We start from the raw sequence: 18,330 nt of genomic DNA, 5'->3' as shown, positions 1-18,330 counted from the left end.
GTTTTACGGGCAGTGGAATTTTTTTCTTCAGAATAAATTATAGCGCAGCCGCGTCTTGTGCAACAAGCCCATCTCGCCTTGTTCTGTCTTGTTTTTCCCTCAGATGCGCGGCCAGCTCGGGGGGGGCAAGATGCGGACGAGACGTCCGCGGTCCCAGTCATGGCGGTTCATGCTCCAACCTGGCCAATGTCGTGCGGGAAACGGTGCGGCTGGGACCGCGGACGTCTCGTCCGCATCTTGGAACCGTTGACAGGACCCGCTTTTGCCTCCCGAGTAGCGTCCTGACAAGGTCGACCGATGGCCCTGCGATTCGCGGGTGTCGCCTATCGGCCGGCCAGCTTGAGGAGACAGGCCATGGCCGATGGCAGCACGCGCCAATTTTCGATCCCGCGCGAAAAGGATCTCCAGCTCAGGACAATCCGCAACACCGGCGGCCTCAGCGTCTCCTTCCTGGAGAACGGCACGGTCTTTGCGATCGACCATGACGACGGCAAGGACCGTATCACCCTCAACCAGGTGCTGGGATCGCCCGTCCATGGCGGCATCGGCCGGCTCTATCTGCGGGCCGGCGGCGCAAATCCCTTCGTCCGGGAACTGGTCGGCCCCGGTGCCAAGGGCCGGTTCGCGGCGTCTGGCTCCAGCGCGGTCTGGCAAAGCGAGGCCGGCGGCATCGCCTATCGGGTAAGGCTCGCACTCCATCCCAGCGAGGCGCTCTGGTTCTGGCAGGTCGAACTGTCCGGCTCGGGGTCGGCCCAGCCCTGCGACCTCGTCCTCATCCAGGATGTCGGCCTCGGCAGCCGCGGCTTCCTGATGAACAGCGAGGCCTATGTCTCGCAATATCTCGACCACCATGTCGAGCATCACGAAACCCTCGGCCCGGTGCTGATGAGCCGGCAGAACCTGTCGCAGGGCGGCAAATTTCCCTGGCTGGCACAGGGCTGCGTCACCGGGGCGAAAGGCTTCGCCACCGACGCGATCCAGGTCCTCGGCCCGGATTACCGCATGACCGGCCTATTCGCTGCCGCCTTCGGCACCGACCTGCCCTCGCAGCGCCGGCAGCACGAGGTCGGCTGCATCGCCCTGCAGTCCAACCCCGTCAGCGTCGGGCAGAGCTCGAGCGCCGAGATCACCTTCTTCGGCCTGCTATCCCCCGATCACCGGGCCGCTTCCGGCCCGGCCGACCTGCCCGTGGCCGTCGCCGCAGCCGCCCGTGCGGGGGAAACCGGCACGGATACGCCTTCGCCAGCCGAGCCGGCGCGCAGCCTGGTGCAGGATGCCGCTCCCCTGGTGGCATTGCCGCTGGAGGCGGGCGAGATCGCCACGCTCTATCCCGAACGCCGGGCTGAAGAAACCCAGGACGGCACCTTGCTCTCCTTCTTCGTGCCGGAGGGCGAGCAGAACCGGCATGTCGTGCTCGCTGCCAAGGAAGCCGAGGTCGCACGCCGCCACGGCGCCCTCCTGCGCAGCGGCGCCAGCATGCGGCTGGACGACGCGACCCTGTGCTCCACCGCCTGGATGCACGGCGTGTTCGGGGCGCAGCTCACCATCGGCAACACCTCCTTCCACAAGCTGTTCTCGGTCTCGCGCGATCCCTACAACATCACGCGCGGCAGCGGCCTGCGCATCCTCGTGGACCAGGGCAACGGCTGGAAGCTGCTTGCCGTGCCGAGCGCCTTCGACATCGGGCTGAGCGATGCCCGCTGGATCTATCGCCTGCCCGGGCGCACCGTCACCGTGCATGCCGTCGCCGCCGGCGACGCGCCCGCCATGCAATGGCGCGTCAGCGTCGACGGGGCTCCCTGCCGCTTCCTGGTGTTCGGCCATGTGGTGATGGGCGAGCGCGACTATGAGCAGACCGGCACCGTCACCATCGATGCTTCAGCCAAGCGCATCAGCCTCACGCCCGGTTCGGACTGGCTGTGGGGGCAAACCTACAGGCAAGCGGCCTATCACCTGGTGACCTCGACCCCTTCAGCGGTCGAGGCCGTGGGCGGCGACGAACTGCTCTATGTCGACGGCCAGGCGCGCGGCGGCGCCTATGTCGCCCTGCGTTCCCAGGCCACCAACGAACTCGCCTTCGCCGTCACCGGCTCGATGACATCGGCCGCCGAGGCGGAACGACTGGCCGCGCGCTTCGCCGCCGGGCCGGATGCCGAGAGCCTGCTCGCCCCGGCGCGCGCGTTCTGGAGCCTGCTCACCCGCGATCTGCGCCTTAGGGGAAGCGGGCCGGATGTCGAGGCCCAGGATCTCTTCCTGCCCTGGCTCGCCCATGACGCCATGATGCATCTGACCGTGCCGCATGGCCTGGAACAATATACGGGTGCCGCCTGGGGCACCCGCGACGTCTGCCAAGGCCCGGTCGAACTGATGCTGGCCCTCGAGCACGATGCCGAGGTGCGCCACATCCTGCTCACTTTGTTCGGCGAGCAATCGCAATCGCGAGGCGACTGGCCGCAATGGTTCATGCTCGAGCCCTATCCCTATATCCGGGCCGGCGACAGCCATGGCGACGTCATCGTCTGGCCGCTGAAGGCCCTCTGCGACTATGTCGAGGCCACCGGCGACCTCGCCGTGCTCGAGGCGCAGGCGCCGTGGCGCGATGACAAGAATGCGGCGACTGCGGCGCGGTCGACGCTCGCCGCCCATGTCGACAAGCTCCTCGCCACGGTTTCGGCCAGCTTCATCCCCGGCACCCATCTGGTGCGCTATGGCGAGGGCGACTGGAACGATTCGCTCCAGCCCGCCGATCCGCACTTGCGCGACTGGATGGTGTCCAGCTGGACCGTGGCGCTGCTCTATGAACAGGTCGTGCGCTATTCTTCCATCCTCAAGCGCCGGGGCGAGACAGCCCGCAGCGCCGAATTGTCCGATCTCGCGGCCCGCATGCGCGGCGATTTCAACCAGCATCTCGTCCGCGACGGGGTGGTGGCCGGCTACGGCCTGTTCGATCCCGAGATCTTCGGTGAAGAGGAGGCGGCTCCCACCGAAACCGACATCGCCCCGGTCGATGCGAAGAAGGGCGGCGTCGAACTGCTGCTGCATCCCAGCGACACCAGGACGGGCCTGTCCTATTCGCTGATCTCGATGACGCAGCCGATCATCGGCGGCCTGTTCACGCATGATCAGGCACGCCGCCACCTCAAGCTGATCGAGGAGCATCTGCTGCTGCCCGACGGCGCCCATCTGATGAACCGGCCCGTAGTCTACAATGGCGGCCCGGAAAAACTGTTCCGCCGCGCCGAATCCTCGTCCTTCTTCGGGCGCGAAATCGGCCTGATGTATGTGCACGCCCATCTGCGTTATTGCGAGGCCCTGGCCAAGCATGGCGAGGCCCAGAAGGTCTGGGACGGCCTTGCCCTGATCAACCCGATCGCGGTGACGCAGCGCCTTCCCAACGCATCGCTGCGCCAGCGCAACACCTATTTCTCCTCCTCCGACGCCGCCTTCCCCGACCGCTATGTCGCCAGCGCAGAATGGGGCCGGGTCAGGGCGGGGACGGTCGATGTCGACGGTGGCTGGCGCATCTATTCGAGCGGCCCGGGGCTCTATACCCGCGCCATCGTCGAGCAGGTGCTGGGCAAGCGCCGGCATTTCGGTGTGAGGGAAGAGAACCCGCTGGCGGTGGCGGCGCTGGAGGGCAGCCGGTCGAGTTTGGCGTAACCTGGGAGCGCGGACGTCCTCGTCCGCTCTTGGAAACAACGCGTTTTAGGAAGAAGTTGCGGACGAGGACGTCCGCGCTCCCAGAACTACTCTTCTTCCTTCTTGGCCTGGCGCTTCTTGGTGCGGCGGCGCTGCTTGCGCAGTTCCGTGCTCTCATGCACGCCGAAGGTGGAAGTGGGCTTCTTCTTGCGCGAGTCGGCCCTCTTTTCCGCCCTTGCCTTGTCCTTCAGCAGCGCCTTCACCTGCTTGAGCTGCTCCTGCGTGAAGAAGACCTCCCTGCCCATGGCCGTGAAGAAGCCGTGCTGGCGCGCGACATTGGCGAGCGGCTTGGCTTCCACGCCGAGAAGGCGGGCCGCTTGAGCAAGCGATATCGGGGTGGTGGATTGCGGATCTTCGGTCACGGTCGGTTCCGGCATGATTGTCTCGATCCTCAATAATGCGGCGGCGGCGGTTCGGGCAACCCGGCGAGATCGGCCCGTTGCTCGCCGATCTCGACGCGATCCTGGAGCTGGACGAGCAACCGGTTCAGCGCCTCGATCTGCTTCCATTGCGCAATGATGGCCTGGTTGAGATCCTCGATGGTCTCGTCCTGAAAGGCCACACGCGTTTCCAGCGCGTCGATGCGGGCGCTGAGCGTCTCGATCTCGGTCATGGCCCCTCACATCTTGCCGAAGAAATCACTGATATCGAAGCAGATCGCCTGTTTCGCACTGCCCTTGGAAATATCCAGCACGTCGTAAAGGCGCCCGTTCCGGTTCAACAGGACCTGCCGGTCGCGCCGCCAGCCGGGCCTGTTCTTGCGCAACCAGGCATATTCGGAGGCAACGCCGTCGACCTCGCCCCTGGCGCCCAGGACCTTGAACGCCGCATCGGCGGGGACCGGGCAGGTCGCCGGGCCGAAGCGGATGCCCGCCTGCGCAACGGCAGGCAGGCTGCACAACAATGCCACCGCAATGATAACACGAATGATGCCGCCCACGCTTCGCCCCTTTTCGGCTTTCTCATCCAACCTCTTGGCAAGATATTTGCGCTAGAACCAGCCCATGTTTCGGGGATTCGGCATATTTCGCGCGTCGACGTGGGTCAACCTGACCAAATTCGCGATCGTCTTCATCGTCGCGATGAATCTGGCGCGTCTCGACCGCCTGACGGGCATCGCCGCCGGCCTTGCCCTCGCCGCCCTCGTGCTGGTCTGGCTGGCGACGCGGCTCGGCCTGCTGCCCGTCGGCGGCGACAGCCCCGAATGGCGCCGCCTGATCCGCCGCCACGACCAGGCTCTGACCAAGCGCTATCGCCAGCTGGTGCGGGTCAATGCCTATGGCGCCGAGGAATTCGACAAATGGCGTGACGAGCTGGTGCGCTTTCGCGATTCGACCAAGCTCTCGCTCGACGAGAAGGACATCCCCCGTTTCGATGCGCTGGCCACCCGCATGGTGGGCAAGTGGGCCTCGGCCCAGCCCGATACGCGTATCCCGGAAGCGATGGAGGAAATCACGCCGCAGGACTACGAGCATCTCTGCGCCGATCTCCTGCGCAAGGCCGGCTGGGAGGCGGAGGTGACGGGCCAGTCGGGCGACCAGGGCATCGACATCCTGGCGCGACGGGACGACCTCTCCGTCGCCCTGCAATGCAAGCTCTATTTCGGCAATCCCGTCGGCAACAAGGCCGTGCAGGAGGCCCATGCCGCCGCCGGCTTCGCCGATGCCGATTACGCGGTGGTGGTCTCCAACCGGGATTTCACCAATTCGGCCGAGCAGCTCGCCCGCAAGCTCGGCGTGCTCCTCGTCCATCACAGCGAACTGCCCGACCTGGAGACGATGCTGCAGCCGGGGAGGTGAGGGGCGCGACAAGCCTTCTCCCCTTGTGGGTGTCGTCAACTCTCTTGAGTTGACTAGAGGTGGCATTGCGAATGCAATGACGGATGAGGGGTGACGGCGACCACCCTCCATCGTTGCGTATCTCCCCTCATCCGCCCTTCGGGCACCTTCTCCCGCAAGGGGAGAAGGCTTGTGGCGCCTCAATCCGGATAGCTGACCTGGAACTCGATCTGGCCGTAGTCCTGGAAGGTCCAGTGCCTTGCGGCCTGGCCGGGCCAGAGCAGGGTGACGGCGCCGGCGGCCGGGCGGTAGCAGGCCGTGTAGACCGTACCGAAGCCCTGCGCGTAGCTGGTCGCCAGCAAGGGCGGGGTCAGGAAGGCTGCCGCCAGCCCGTTTCCGTCGAGCGTGGGATCCGCCAGGAGCTGTTCGAGGGCTTCCGCCCGCTGGACGGTGCGCGAGAGGCGGCCATGTCTCGGCCATTCCACGCCGAGCTGGTGATTGGTGGTGAAAGCCTTGCCGGAGACGATCGCCGGCCGGTCGGGCGAGAGATAGACCGTTTCGGAGCGGCCCTGGCGGTCGAGCACCGTCACGTTGTAGGCCATGTGGCAGGGAACCGAGCGTAGCGCCTCCACGGCCTGATAGGTGTCGGAACAGACCTCCAGGAGATAGCGCACGATCATGGGTGCGCCGAAGCCCCGACCGGCCACCGCGCGCCCGCCAAAGGTGAGCGAGACGACGAGGCCGGCATCGTTCATGCCGTCGGCAAGGCCGGAAAGGCCGTCCACCATGCCGATGACGTCCCGGTTGCGCCAGCGCGAGCGCAGCAGCGTTCCCTCGTTCAGTTCCGGCGCCAGGTCGTAGTTGCGCACCAGGATGGGGCCGAGCTCATCGACCAGCACGGCCTGGCTGCAATTGACCAGGTAGCGCGGCGGCGTCCAGAAGCTCAAGAAGCGGGCGAGGTCCTCATCCGAGGGCACCGCGGCGATCAGTCCGGACCACAGCCCCTCCATCTCCGGCATGAAGCGTCGCACGGCGCGTGTAGCATCAACGAGGCTCGGCGCCTGCGCACCGCCCCGTTCCAGAAACCACTGCCGCCAGCCGGGCCAACCGGCCTGGAACACCGCGTTCCAGGCCAGGCCGGGCTCCTGTTCCCGCAAACTGCGGAAGCCTACGTTCATTTCTTTCCACTCATGCCTTCAGAGCCTCATTCGAAACTCGCGGTGAGGTTAAAAAAATAGCTCGGATTTTGTCATGCCCGGGCTTGCCCCGGGCATCCAGATACCGCTCCCCTTCAAGATCGAAGCCCTGGATCACCGGGACAAGCCCGATGATGACAAAGGTCGAGGTTCCGACGCTTCTTGCGGTCAGATCCATTTGGCCGAAGCCATGTCGACCGGCGGCACGATAGCCGTCATCGCCGAGAGCGGCACCGATTCGAATTGTGCCTTGATGCCGGCGTTCCATTTCTTGGCACGCGCCAGCAGCTCACGACTGTCCGATTGCATCCGGCCTCGCGCCAGCAGGCAGCCCATGTCGGCGCCATGGTAGCAATATTCTCCCACGCCGTACACGCGCATGTAGAAGGCCTCGTTCTCGTCACCGACACTGGTCAGGTCGAGGGCAGAGCGCTGATAGGCGATCTCACCGCGATCGTTCATGCGCCAGATGCCCGATTGCGGCACGCGCGTCAGCATTTCCACCTTGTCCTCGGTCTGCTTGAGGATGAGCTGGGTCCAGTGGTCATATTCCTTCCAGCGGCTCTGCACCGCCTCGATGTCGAGGTCGTAGTCGACATCGAGGAATTCGAGGAGGTGGAACAGGAACAGCGGGCAGCCGCCATAGATGGTGGTGATCAGATTGGTCGGCGGCGAGGCGCCGGAGACCCGCGGATTGAGTTCGCCCAGATAGACCTCGTGCGTATCGGTATCGAGCAGGAAGTCGCAGCAGAACACGCCGCGATAGCCTTCCTCGTAGAGGCGGTCGCCGAGCTTGCGCGCCATTTCGCGCACCCGGTCGGGCGCATCGCCCGGCAGGATGGTGGGCGAGACGTCATTGCCGCACCAGCCGCCCTTATAGGGCGTGATCTCGGCAAAGCCGGTGATGTCGGTCATGACAGGGCCGACCAGCGTGCCGTGGCGCGTGCAGCAGCCCTCGATGGTGCCGGGAAGGTGATTGATGCGCTTCATCACCTTCAGGTCCTGGCCGATGATCTTGGCGGCATATTTGTCCCAGTCCGCCTGGCTCTTGACGAAGAAGGTGGTGCGACCGCTGTCGCCATAGGGCGTCTGCACCACCAGGTCACTGCCGAGCCCGGCCGAGGCGGCGAGCGCCTCCAGTTCCTGATAGGTCGAGGCGAGACCCATGGTGTTGGGCGCGCTGGCTACCCCCGCCTCATTGCCGAGCCGCGTCGTCTCGATCTTGGAATCGAGCCGGGTGCGCAAGGCGGCCTTGGGCAGGGCGACATCGACGCCGGCCTCGGCGCAGAGCTCCTCGGTCTCCTCGTCGAACATCACGAAAATGGCCTTGCCGCGCGGCTTCTTGCGGATGCGGGCCCGAAAGGCGGGATGGGCCACCAGGTAATTGGCGACATCCTCCATCGACTTGAACTCGACCGGCCCGGTGCGCGGCGGCACGAAGACCCGCGGATGCCTGCCGTCGAAGATGTCGAAGTAATTGATGAACTCCAGGCCGCCCACCCACTCGTCGAGCCCGAGCAGGTTGAAGGGCGTCGGCGTGACGACATAGATCGGCGTCTCGTTCATGCGCAGGAAACGATAGATGTCGCTGAGGCTGCGCAGCTTCTCACGTCCACTCATGGTGGGGATCCCATTCTCTGCAGGGTTTGCCGTTATTGGAGGGCCTGTAGGGCCGAAGAGGCGAAGCGCGGGGCTCGAAGAGCGCACCATCGTCCCATGCGATATCGGCGAAGGAAAACCGGCGAGATATAAAACGAGCGTTTGTCCCAGGCGTCCTTGCCGCGCTCCAAACGGCCGCAACGTGCTTGCGACGGTTCAACCAGGCGACAACAGGCTCACCAGCCGGCATGAGGCTCCCTTCTGTGGGCGACGTCCTCTGTGCCAAATTTCTGACACACTTCCAGCAAGCCGGCAACGGGGGTGGGGAGGCGGGCGGAACGCGACCAGCCTTCTCCTCTTGCGGGAGAAGGGAGTCGCGCCTCTCTGCCCGGCTGCCGACCCTTACGCCCTCGCGAGAGGCCCTTCCGTGCGCAACGCCCCCGGCGGCCTGCCTGTCACGCGCTTGAAGGCACGGCTGAAGGCGGCCTGAGAAGCATAACCCAGGCGCTGGGCGGCAGTGTCGATCGACATGCGGTCGCGTCCGATCCATTCGGCCGCCAGGCGCATGCGCAGCTCGGTGACATAGCGCAATGGTGTCTGGCCGGTCACCGCCAGGAAACGTTCGGCAAAGACCGAACGCGAGGCCCCCATTTCCTGAGCCAGTTCCGCCACCGTCCAGTCCCGGCCGGGGTCGCGATGCAAGGCGCCGATGGCGCGGCTCAGACGCGGGTCACGCAGCGCATCCAGCCAGCCAGCCGTCTCCCCGCAGCCGCATTCCACCCAGCCACGTACGATCGAGGCCGATACCACATCGGCCAGCCGCGCCAGGATGCCAGCCGAGCCGACCCGCTCCGTCAGCACCTCGCGTTCCATCGCCCGCAGCATCGGCTCGATTTCCGGCTGGCGCTCCAGGAGCGTGCCGACCAGCATCACCTCCGGCATCTGGGCGATCAGCGGATGCATGCCGCCGAGATCGAACTCCATGCAGCCGCTGAAGACATGGGCATGCTGGCTCGGGCAGGTCTCCTCGACGCAGGCCGAAACGGCGCTGACGCTCTTGCAGAGCGGGATCGCCTCATAGGCGCCGACATCCTGGCTTGGCAGGTCCGGCGCGGAAACGAGGCAGTGTTCTCCGCCCCGCGGCAGCAGCACGGCATCGCCGGGCCCGAGACTGTGGACCGCGCCGCCGGCCATGCGCAGATAGACCGTGCCGCAGGCGACGAAATGGAACTGCGCCCGTCCTTCGACCGTGCCGAAATGCACGCCGAAAGGGGGGGCTGCATGCAGGCGCCGATATTGCACGCCATTCAGCCGCATCCCGAGGAGCAGTTCGCTCATCAGGTCGGCTGGCGGGTTATCACGACGCACGCGCTCAAGTCCGGACGAATGGTAAAGCATTCCGGATTTAGTGACATGGATCGTCCGAGATGTCCACCCTATGTTGCTGCAACGCAATAGCGTTTTGCGATTTGGCGGGACACCTAGAATTGCAAAAACGCGCCAACCCAACCCGTTGGAGCAAAACGCGTTCCGCCCGAACGCGTTTTGCTCCAGGTCACTTCGACAGGACATGACAGATGAGCGAAGCGTTGCAGAGCGCCTCGACGCTTGACGCGATCGAACCGGATCGCGGCCCGAATCGGGCTTTCAGGGATGATCCCGCCGCACCCGCGACATCAGCACCCGGATCGCAGAACGCCCTGTGGGGTGCCGTGGTCTCCATGATGCTTGGCGTCTTCGGCCTGGTCACGGCGGAATTCCTGCCTGCCAGCCTGCTGACGCCGATGGCCCGCGATCTCGGCGTCACCGAGGGCGTGGCCGGGCAGGCCGTCACCGCGACCGCGACCGTGGCCCTGCTCACCAGCCTGATCGTGGCGACGGTGACCCGGCGCCTCGACCGCCGCATCGTCCTGCTGGCCTTTTCGATCCTGCTGATCGCCTCCAACCTGCTGGTCGCCTCCGCTTCGAGCCTGCCGGCCCTGATCGCTGGACGGGTGCTGCTCGGGGTCGCGCTCGGCGGCTTCTGGACCATGTCTGCCGCCACGGTGATGCGTCTGGTACCGGAGGCGCTGGTGCCGCGTGCCCTGTCGATCCTGTTCAGCGGCGTCTCGGCCGCAACCGTCTTTGCCGCTCCCGTCGGCAGCTATGTCGGCGACATCGCCGGCTGGCGCGCCGTCTTCGTGATGGCGGCCGGCCTCGGTATCCTCGCCTTGGTGGTGCAGTTCGCTACCCTTCCGCGGCTGGAGCCGCGCGGGCATGCCCGGCTGCGCACGCTGTGGGAAGTGCTGATGCGGCCGCAGATCGGCCTCGGCATGGTCGCGGTCACCCTGGTGTTCACCGGCCATTTCGCCTTCTTCACCTATATCCGGCCCTTCCTGGAAACGGTGACGGGGGTCGGCGTGAGCACGATGTCGGCCATCCTGCTCGGCTTCGGCATCGCCAATTTCCTCGGCACCTTCCTCGGCGGCTTCCTCCTGGAGCGCAGCCTCAGGCTGACCCTGGCCGCGATGCCCCTGGCGATGGGCGTGCTCGGCCTGATGCTCGCCGGCCTCGGCAGCGCACCGGTGGCGGATACGGTGCTGATCGCCCTGTGGGGCCTCGCCTTCGGCGCCGTGCCGGTAGCCTGGACGGCCTGGATCACCCGCGCCGTGCCGGACGAAACCGAAAGCGGCACGGCGCTGATCGTGGCGGTGATCCAGCTTGCCATCGCTCTCGGTGCCGCGGGCGGTGGTTCCATCTTCGACGTCAGCGGGGCCAGCGGCGTGTTCGTTGCTGCAGGCCTGGTTCTCCTGCTGGCGGTCCTGCTCATCCTCGCCGGCGTGCGCTCTCGCCTGGTGACCGCGGCGGCCTGAGGTTTATCGAGGACGGAAAGCGGGCTCCGGCAACAGAGCCCGCTTTCTGCGTTTCAGGCAGCCTGGTCGGGCCGCGGGCCGACATAGCGGGACTGCGGCCGGATCAGCCGGCCATAAAGGGTCTGTTCGCGGGCATGGCCGATCCAACCCGCCACCCGCCCGGTGGCAAAGACGCTGGTGAAGCTCTCGCGTGGGAAGCCGAGGGCTTCGAGCAGCAAGGCCGTATAGAATTCGACGTTGATCTGCAGCGACCGGTCCGGCTTGCGGCGGGCGAGAATACCGGTCGCGGCCGCCTCGACATGCTCGGCCAGAGCGAGACGGCTTGTCTCGTTCGTGCCCGGGCTGAACAGCGCCGTGACAGCCCGCTTGAGGGCCTCCGCCCGCGGATCGCGCACGCGGTAGACGCGATGGCCGAACCCCATCAGCCTGTCGCCACGGTCGAGGGCCGCCTCCAGCCAAGCCTCGGCCGTCTGCGCAGCGGCGATGCCGTCGAGCATGTCGAGAACCGGCCCCGGCGCACCGCCATGCAACGGACCTTTCAGGGCGCTCAGCGCCGCCAGCACCGCCGAGGTCAGGCCGGCCTGCGTCGAGGCGACCACCCGGGCGGTGAAGGTCGAGGCGTTGAGGCCGTGGTCGCTGACCGTGACCAGATAGGTGTCGACGGCGGCGGCTTCCTCCGGACGTGGTACGGTCCCATGCAGCATGCGCAGCATGTCGGCGGCATGGCCGGCCTTCGGATCCGGCGCGATCGCCGCCTCGCCCCGCCGCTGCCTGGTGATGGCCGCGGTGAGCACGGCGGGCGCTGCGATCAGCCGAAGCGCCGTGTCGAGGTCCTCGCCATCCCGGAGCCGGGCCATGGCGGCGCGCAGCGCATCGGTGGCAGGCAGACCCGCATCCGGCATGCCCTCGGCGACCAGCGACTCGAATACCTCGCAGCGCGCCTTGCCGAGGCGGGACGCCAGTTCCGCCGGGCCGGGCAGATCCTGGAAGAAGCCGTCGAGCAGGATGCCGACCAGTTCCTCATAGCCGACATGCCCGGCAAGATCGTCGAGCGAATGGCCGCGAATGACGAGTCGGCCGGCAAGGCCGTCCACGTCCGACATCACGGTTTCGGTGGCAATGACATCGTCCAATCCATTGTTCATCGCAATCTCCTGGAGCAAAGCGCGTTTGGACATAAGCGCTTGTTCGTACTCACTCCTCATTCGACGCGTCTTTGCGATTCCTGGCGATTCCGCCAAATCGCAAAACGCTTTGAACAAGGTTGCGACAAGCATTTGGGCGCTTTAGCATTGACGTCAATCTTGATTGATTTCGTCAATATATCAGCCCGATTGCATCGATGTCCTGGATCACTTCGGAAGAAGCCCTCGCCCTGCTCAAGGTCCAGCCGCAGACACTCTATGCCAATGTCAGCCGCGGCAGGATCCGCACCAGGCCGCACCCACAGGACGTGCGGCGCAGCCTCTATCACGGCGAGGACGTCAAAAGGCTGGCGGAGCGCCACGCCGGGCGCCGCAGCGCAGCCGACGTCGCCGCGCAAACCATCTCCTTTGGTGAGCCCGTGCTGGCCTCCGCCCTCTCCACCATCGCGGATGGCCGCCTGTGGTATCGCGGCGAAGACGCCGCCCGCCTGTCGGAGCGGGCAGGCCTGGAGGAGATCGCGCGGCTGCTCTGGCAGGTCGGCAGGGTCGACCTCGCCTTCCCGCCGACCGTCAAGGGCGCGCCGATCCCGGCCAATCCCTTCGAAGCCGCGCTGCTCGCTTTGGCGAGACGAGCCAGCCACGACTTTCCCACCGGCGGACGCTCGCATGCCGTGCTGTGCCGGGAAGCGGCGGGCCTGGTCGGCACCATGGCAGCCGCCATGCTCGGCGGCGGTTCCGATGGTGCCTTGCCGCTGCACCAGCAGGCGGCCCAGGCCTGGCAGGCGCCCGATGCCGCCGGCCTCATCCGGCGGGCTTTGGTGCTACTGGCGGATCACGAGCTCAACGCCTCGACCTTCGCCGCCCGCACGGCCGCATCGACGGGCGCTCCGCTGGCCGCCGGCCTGTTGGCGGGGCTGGGCACCCTCGCCGGCCCGCTGCACGGCACAGCCGCGGTGAGCGTGCAGGCCCTGGCCGAGACCGCCCGCCGCGTCGGCACTCGCCACGCCGTGCATGACTGGCTCTCCCGCGGCCATCGCCTGCCGGCCTTCGGCCATCCGCTCTATCCCGATGGGGATCCCCGGGCGACCGCCCTGCTGGCCTGCTTTGCCTGCAGCGAGATCTATGAGGACATCCGCGGAGCCGTGGCGGAACATAGCGACGAGCCGCCGAATGTCGATTTCGCCCTCGCGGCCTTGGCCGACCATCATGGCCTGCCGGCGAGTGCGCCCTTCACGCTCTTCGCCCTGGCCCGCTCGGTCGGCTGGATCGCCCATATGCTGGAGCAGACGGCCCGGGGCAGCCTGATCCGACCCCGCGCCCACTATGACGGGCCGCCGCTGAAGACAGCGGCGGCGGAGACGGCCTGACCCCACCAGCACCGGCTTTTGCCAAGGTAGACGCTCCCTGTTCCGCAGGGCACAGCAAGAGGGCCCGCTTCATGCTTGCGTCCGCCCGGTCCGGTCGCGCGCGATATTCATCGCCTTCGCCGCCAGGCCTGATCCCGCCCCATTGGAGAAACGCGGATGCCCCGCCGTCTCACGCACCGCCTCCTTCTGTCGCTCGCCTTGTTCATCGGCTTCGCCCGCTTGGCCGTAGCCGCGGAGATACCGACGGTCGAAGATCCCGAAACCCAGGTCCGATACTATGTCGATGCGCTGACCCGGCAGGATTTCGACGGCGTGATGAAGATTGCCTGCGGCGCTGGCAATGCCCCCGACTGCGAATTCGGCAAGGGCCTGCGCGATGCCCTCGCCTCATTCAAGGGCCGCCCGCTGAGCTCGACGGGCACGGTGCTCGACCTTTCCTTTCCGGAGGCCATACGCGAGATCTATGTCGCGATACGGGCCGACAACTACACGCCGGTCTATATGCGTTTCACCTATCGGATGGACGACAGCGGCTGGCGCCATCGCGCCTTCCGCTTTGCGACCGGCTCTTCGGCTGCGCTCTTTCCGGCCAGCCTCCTCGAAGGCAGCCTGGTCGGCTTGACCGGCGCCAACCGGACCGGACCAGCCACGGCGGTCGACGAAACGAGCGAGAAGATCGTGGCCGGCATCGCCAGGCGGGATTACGAGAGCGTCGCAAACGCCATCCGGCAGGCCGTCACCGACACCAGCGAAGGCATGAAGCGCTCCATCGATCGCTTCGCCGACAGCTTGAAGCCGTATCATCTCAGCCACATCCGGAAGATCATCGACCGGGAAATGGATGGATTCCGCCAGCAGTTCTACTATGCCGCGGTCAGCGACAAGGACGCGATGTTCATCCGGCTGACCTATGCCAAGACCAACGGACAATGGCGGCTCTTCGACATGCAGTTCGCCGGTGAGAGCAATGGCCTGATCCCGGCCGACATTCTGAAGGACAGCCTCGCCACCCTTCCAACCCCTTGACCCCGCTCCCCCCGGCGTCAGGGCGCGAACCGCTTTGAAATGCTTTCGGCTCCGCTGCGGTAATCGACGAAGCCGATACTCCCATAAAAGGCCTGGCCGCCTTCGTTCTCCTTGCGGATGGTGGCGTCGATGAAGCGCACGCCTGCCATCTTGGCCGCCGCCGCGGTCTCCCGGAACAAGGCGCGGCCGATGCCCCTGCCATGTGCTTTAGGCGCCACATAGGTTCCGATGACGGCCCAGTCAGCCGGCAACCGGTCCTCGCCCGCCCAGTCCGGATCGCACCATTCGAGGGCTTGGAAACCCAGGATCTGCACCTTCTCCACTGCCACGAAACAGCAGATTCCGCGCGTCGCCGCGATGAATTCGGCACGAATGCGGTGCTCGTCGAAAGGCCTGCGATGCGCCGTGGTTCCGCCGATCGCGATGATCTCGTTGATGAGTCGGGCCATCGAACCGGCGTCCTGCAGCAACGCGGTGCGGACTTCCATGGGCATTGCCAGTTCGCTTTCGGATGAGTTTTTGCCTTACCCCAGCCTATGCGTCCGAGCCTGTTCGGCAAGGCGTCTGCCCCGATATGGCCATTCCACGCCAGGCGCCGGCCAAACAGCATCGTGGGCCAGGACAGGCCGATCAGGCCGGGTCCTTGAACTCGATCTCCGCCAGGGCGCGAAGCTCGGCCTCCTGGCCTGGATAGGCCGCAGCCGGCAGGTCCTGAAGCGTCAGCCGCAAGCTCGCCATATGCAACAGCTGCTGCTGCCTTGGCGTGGGCTTCTCCAGGTCGAAGAGCGAGGCGATCCCGTCGCGCAGCCGGCGGTCCTGCTCGGTGGCGTCCCAGCCGCTATAGCGGAGCCATTCTTCCTTGGGATCCATCGGCGGCTCTCCTCTTGTTGCATGCCAGCATGACAGACGGCCGACATCTTACGGCATCACACTGCAGGTCCCGCACAGGGTGAAAACCGTGCCGTCGTCTACTCGCTGGGACAGGCAGGCTGCCTTTCGATGATCAGATGTTGCCAAAACAACAATCTGGGTCGAATATCTGACATAATATCCGCGCTTTTAGGCTATAGTGTCGAGGCAATGGCCAAGAAGGACAAAAAGAAACAGCCCGATATACGGCATCAAGTTGGAGCTCTTCCCGTGCGTGAACGGGATGGGCGTCTCGAAGTGTGCTTGATCACCACGCGCGAGACCAGCCGCTGGTCGATCCCGAAGGGATGGCCGATGAAGGGGCGCAACGATTGGGAAGCGGCACGAATCGAGGCAGAGCAGGAAGCCGGCCTGGTCGGGATCGTAGGCGAAAAACCTTGCGGCAGCTTCATCTACTGGAAACGCCAAGCCGAGCATTTCGACCTCGTCGAGGTCTGCGTCTACCCTCTGCATGTGAATGCGACCTTGCCGACCTGGAAGGAGATCGGCCAGCGCCAGGTGCGCTGGGTCCTGCCCGCCGATGCGGCCCTCGTCGTCGAAGAGCCGGGACTGTGCTCCTTGCTGCAGGGCATGAAACCCTGAAGCGCCTTACGATCCGTCGATCTCGCAAAGGCGCATTGAAATAGCTGCGCCTCCATTTCAAGAACGACGGCATGGATAGACCCGCGGTCTGACCGGGTCGGTCCGAATCGTGACCGGTTCGGTGGCGGTCACCATCGCCGACCTGTCCTGGGCGAGCTCGGCCACGACGACGCCATTCCCGCGCGGTTGGCGGCAAGGTTTTTTGGTAATTCCACCAGATCGCAAAACGCTTCAGCGCGACGCGAGGAGGACCGTACCAGTCCTGCCGGGCTTTTCGACAAGCGCCGCAGCCTGGCCCACATCCGCGAAGTTGAATGTCTTCTCGACCGTGAACAGTTCCGGCTTGGTAGAAGCAAGTTCGAGCGCCAGCGCCAGATCGGCCTTGCGAACCTCGGCGGGCAGGTTCGACCAACGTCCGATCGTCACTCCCGAAATGCGGATATCGCGGGTCGAAAAGTAGAGTGCCGGCACGGAAATCGGCTGGCCGGAAAGATCGCCGTAGGAAACAAGGCTGCCGCCCTGGGTGAGTAGCCCGGCAGCGGCACTTGCCGTTTCGCCGCCAACCGGATCGAGGACGACGGCGATCGGATGCCCGTCCGCCGCGGCGATGACCTTCTCCTGCCAGCCAGGCTTGTCGGTGGAGACAACAGGCAGATCGGGAAACACGACGTTGAGCTCGTTCACGCCGGCCTCGCGTCTGACGACGCCGACGACGTCGAATCCGCGATCGAGAAGAAGCCCGATCGTCAATCTGGCAACGGCGGACCCGGCGGCGGTGAGAACTACGGTATCGCGACCTGGCTTCGCCCCCGAAGCCTCGACGGCTCTGAGGAGGAGCGCAGCCGTCAACGGGTTGACGTGAAGCTGCGCCGCAGCCTCGTCCGACACATCGTCGGGGATCTCGGTGACGTACTCGGCGGAAACGAGGGCCTTCTCGCTCCAGGCGCCGCGTCCGGGGAAGAAGGCAACGCGCCTTCCTGGCTTCAGATCAGCTCCGTCCCCTGCCTGTTCGACGATGCCATAGCCTTCGAAGCCGACACGGACGCCGCCTTCCGGGACGACCGATCCAGGCTGGTAGCGTCCTGCTACGCCGAGCAGATCGCCGTGATGAACAGGACGAAGGAGCACACGGATCAGGACTTCGTCGCGACCGGGGCGCTCGAGTTCCTCGACCTCGACAGTCTGAAGGACCTCTTCAGGCTTTCCGTGCTTGAAATAAACTGCAGCGCGCATTGCTGATCCTCCTGGAAAATTGGGGAGCGGTTGCCGGCCGCTCCCATCTCAAGATTAGACCTCTCTCAAGATTAGACCTGGGCCTGGCCGCCATCGGCGAAGAGCTCGGCGCCGTTGACGAAGCTTGCATCGTCGGAAGCCAGGAAGAGCGTCGCCTTGGCGATTTCCTCCGATTCCCCAACGCGACCGAGCGGAATGCGCGAAGCGAGGTAGTCCAGAAGACCTTGCTGCTGCTCCCTGTCGTCCCCGGCAAGCTCGACGAGGCCGGGCGTGCGGGTCGCACCGGGCGAGACGACGTTGACGCGGATGCCGGTGCCCTTGAGGTCGAGCGCCCAGGAACGGGCCAGGTTGCGGACGGCCGCCTTGGACGCCGAGTAGACGGAAAAAGCAGCAGTGCCTTCGGTGCCGGCGGTGGAACCGGTCAGCACGACCGACGACCCCTTGCCTAGCAGCGGGAGCGCCTTCTGCACTGTGAATATGACGGCTTTCACGTTGCGGCCGAAGGTGTCGTCAATTTGTTCTTCGGTGATCTGGCCAAGCGGAAGCATGCTGCCGCCGCCTGCGTTAACGACGAGGACGTCCAGGTACCCTTGTTCCGATTTCACCTGAGCGAAGAGCCTGTCGAGATCGTCATTGTTGCTGGAATCTGCTTGAACGCCGACCGCTCCTTTGCCGATCTCGGCCACTGCCTTGTCCAGAGCGTCCTTGCGGCGGCCGGTGATATAGACGCGGGCGCCTTCGGCCGCAAAGAGCTTGGCGGTCGAAAGGCCGATGCCGCTGGTTGCGCCGGTAACGACGGCGATCTTGTTCGCAAGTCTATTGGTCATCTTACTCTCCTGTTACTGGGCACGCGTAGCGGATCAGCCCGAGCGAACGCGGCCAATGGTGCTTTGAAACTGTTCGGGAGGTGGCGCTGGCCCTTG

General features: G+C 65.6%; 18 protein-coding genes. 6 read left to right on the top strand and 12 right to left on the bottom strand.

The window, feature by feature from the left end:
- Nucleotides 1-354: 354 nt before the first annotated feature.
- Complete coding sequence (locus BA190_RS05325) at nucleotides 355-3,660, top strand: GH36-type glycosyl hydrolase domain-containing protein (protein WP_068283670.1); 3,306 nt, start codon at nucleotides 355-357, stop codon at nucleotides 3,658-3,660.
- A gap of 86 nt (nucleotides 3,661-3,746) precedes the next feature.
- Here the strand turns inward: BA190_RS05325 and BA190_RS05320 are convergent, their stop codons facing one another.
- The 3 genes from BA190_RS05320 to BA190_RS05310 are packed head-to-tail and all read right to left on the bottom strand — an operon-like array spanning nucleotide 3,747 to nucleotide 4,639.
- Entirely contained in the window at nucleotides 3,747-4,076 is a 330-nt protein-coding gene (locus tag BA190_RS05320) for a hypothetical protein (RefSeq protein ID WP_068283667.1), read from the bottom strand.
- Nucleotides 4,077-4,090: 14 nt separating this feature from the next.
- Nucleotides 4,091-4,312, bottom strand: coding sequence for a SlyX family protein (locus BA190_RS05315; protein WP_068283664.1), 222 nt, complete (start codon nucleotides 4,310-4,312; stop codon nucleotides 4,091-4,093).
- A 6-nt stretch (nucleotides 4,313-4,318) separates the two neighbouring features.
- The gene (locus tag BA190_RS05310) at nucleotides 4,319-4,639 is read right to left on the bottom strand and encodes a hypothetical protein (RefSeq protein WP_068283662.1); all 321 of its coding nucleotides are present in this window, start codon (nucleotides 4,637-4,639) and stop codon (nucleotides 4,319-4,321) included.
- Nucleotides 4,640-4,703: 64 nt separating this feature from the next.
- Between BA190_RS05310 and BA190_RS05305 the strand changes: the two genes are divergently transcribed.
- A complete protein-coding gene (locus BA190_RS05305; RefSeq protein ID WP_068283659.1) occupies nucleotides 4,704-5,498 on the top strand; it encodes a restriction endonuclease in 795 nt (264 codons plus the stop codon).
- 179 nt (nucleotides 5,499-5,677) lie between these two features.
- Here BA190_RS05305 and BA190_RS05300 read toward each other — a convergent pair whose 3' ends face one another.
- The 4 genes from BA190_RS05300 to BA190_RS05290 all read right to left on the bottom strand — a co-directional run bounded on the left by BA190_RS05300 (nucleotide 5,678) and on the right by BA190_RS05290 (nucleotide 9,670).
- Nucleotides 5,678-6,655: a C45 family autoproteolytic acyltransferase/hydolase gene (locus BA190_RS05300; protein ID WP_068283656.1), complete on the bottom strand. Its 978-nt coding sequence runs from the start codon at nucleotides 6,653-6,655 to the stop codon at nucleotides 5,678-5,680.
- A gap of 10 nt (nucleotides 6,656-6,665) precedes the next feature.
- On the bottom strand, nucleotides 6,666-6,851 hold the full coding sequence (locus BA190_RS35705) for a hypothetical protein (RefSeq protein WP_156771366.1): 186 nt from the start codon (nucleotides 6,849-6,851) through the stop codon (nucleotides 6,666-6,668).
- Nucleotides 6,842-8,293 (bottom strand): biotin carboxylase, encoded by a 1,452-nt coding sequence (locus BA190_RS05295; RefSeq protein WP_068283653.1) that lies wholly within the window; start codon nucleotides 8,291-8,293, stop codon nucleotides 6,842-6,844. The genes BA190_RS35705 and BA190_RS05295 overlap by 10 nt, the downstream gene beginning before the upstream one ends.
- A 381-nt stretch (nucleotides 8,294-8,674) precedes the next feature.
- Nucleotides 8,675-9,670, bottom strand: coding sequence for an AraC family transcriptional regulator (locus tag BA190_RS05290; protein ID WP_068283651.1), 996 nt, complete (start codon nucleotides 9,668-9,670; stop codon nucleotides 8,675-8,677).
- A gap of 179 nt (nucleotides 9,671-9,849) precedes the next feature.
- Between BA190_RS05290 and BA190_RS05285 the strand changes: the two genes are divergently transcribed.
- The gene (locus tag BA190_RS05285; RefSeq protein ID WP_082979466.1) at nucleotides 9,850-11,124 is read left to right on the top strand and encodes an MFS transporter; all 1,275 of its coding nucleotides are present in this window, start codon (nucleotides 9,850-9,852) and stop codon (nucleotides 11,122-11,124) included.
- Nucleotides 11,125-11,177: 53 nt separating this feature from the next.
- Here BA190_RS05285 and BA190_RS05280 read toward each other — a convergent pair whose 3' ends face one another.
- A complete protein-coding gene (locus tag BA190_RS05280) occupies nucleotides 11,178-12,269 on the bottom strand; it encodes a citrate synthase/methylcitrate synthase (RefSeq protein ID WP_068283916.1) in 1,092 nt (363 codons plus the stop codon).
- 197 nt (nucleotides 12,270-12,466) lie between these two features.
- Between BA190_RS05280 and BA190_RS05275 the strand changes: the two genes are divergently transcribed.
- Both BA190_RS05275 and BA190_RS05270 read left to right on the top strand, forming a co-directional pair.
- A complete protein-coding gene (locus tag BA190_RS05275) occupies nucleotides 12,467-13,636 on the top strand; it encodes a citrate/2-methylcitrate synthase (protein WP_068283648.1) in 1,170 nt (389 codons plus the stop codon).
- Nucleotides 13,637-13,792: 156 nt separating this feature from the next.
- The gene (locus BA190_RS05270; RefSeq protein WP_068283645.1) at nucleotides 13,793-14,662 is read left to right on the top strand and encodes a hypothetical protein; all 870 of its coding nucleotides are present in this window, start codon (nucleotides 13,793-13,795) and stop codon (nucleotides 14,660-14,662) included.
- A 17-nt stretch (nucleotides 14,663-14,679) separates the two neighbouring features.
- On the opposite strand, the gene BA190_RS05265 is transcribed toward BA190_RS05270, so the two are convergent.
- Together BA190_RS05265 and BA190_RS05260 are read right to left on the bottom strand one after the other, a co-directional pair.
- Nucleotides 14,680-15,132: a GNAT family N-acetyltransferase gene (locus tag BA190_RS05265; protein WP_162275047.1), complete on the bottom strand. Its 453-nt coding sequence runs from the start codon at nucleotides 15,130-15,132 to the stop codon at nucleotides 14,680-14,682.
- Nucleotides 15,133-15,292: 160 nt separating this feature from the next.
- Nucleotides 15,293-15,532 (bottom strand): hypothetical protein, encoded by a 240-nt coding sequence (locus tag BA190_RS05260; RefSeq protein WP_068283641.1) that lies wholly within the window; start codon nucleotides 15,530-15,532, stop codon nucleotides 15,293-15,295.
- Between the two features lie 210 nt (nucleotides 15,533-15,742).
- Here BA190_RS05260 and BA190_RS05255 point away from each other — a divergent pair, with 210 nt between their 5' ends.
- Nucleotides 15,743-16,174 (top strand): NUDIX hydrolase, encoded by a 432-nt coding sequence (locus BA190_RS05255; RefSeq protein WP_068283638.1) that lies wholly within the window; start codon nucleotides 15,743-15,745, stop codon nucleotides 16,172-16,174.
- Between the two features lie 231 nt (nucleotides 16,175-16,405).
- On the opposite strand, the gene BA190_RS05250 is transcribed toward BA190_RS05255, so the two are convergent.
- Together BA190_RS05250 and BA190_RS05245 are read right to left on the bottom strand one after the other, a co-directional pair.
- Nucleotides 16,406-17,407, bottom strand: a complete 1,002-nt coding sequence (locus tag BA190_RS05250) for a zinc-binding dehydrogenase (protein ID WP_068283635.1) — start codon at nucleotides 17,405-17,407, stop codon at nucleotides 16,406-16,408.
- Nucleotides 17,408-17,478: 71 nt separating this feature from the next.
- The gene (locus BA190_RS05245) at nucleotides 17,479-18,234 is read right to left on the bottom strand and encodes an SDR family NAD(P)-dependent oxidoreductase (RefSeq protein WP_068283632.1); all 756 of its coding nucleotides are present in this window, start codon (nucleotides 18,232-18,234) and stop codon (nucleotides 17,479-17,481) included.
- Nucleotides 18,235-18,330: the final 96 nt, after the last annotated feature.

The sequence above is a fragment of the Labrys sp. WJW genome (genome assembly GCF_001676615.1).
Classification (GTDB): domain Bacteria; phylum Pseudomonadota; class Alphaproteobacteria; order Rhizobiales; family Labraceae; genus Labrys; species Labrys sedimenti.
Note: the sequence above shows the minus strand (reverse complement) of the source record. Positions and strands in the feature narration are given on the sequence as shown.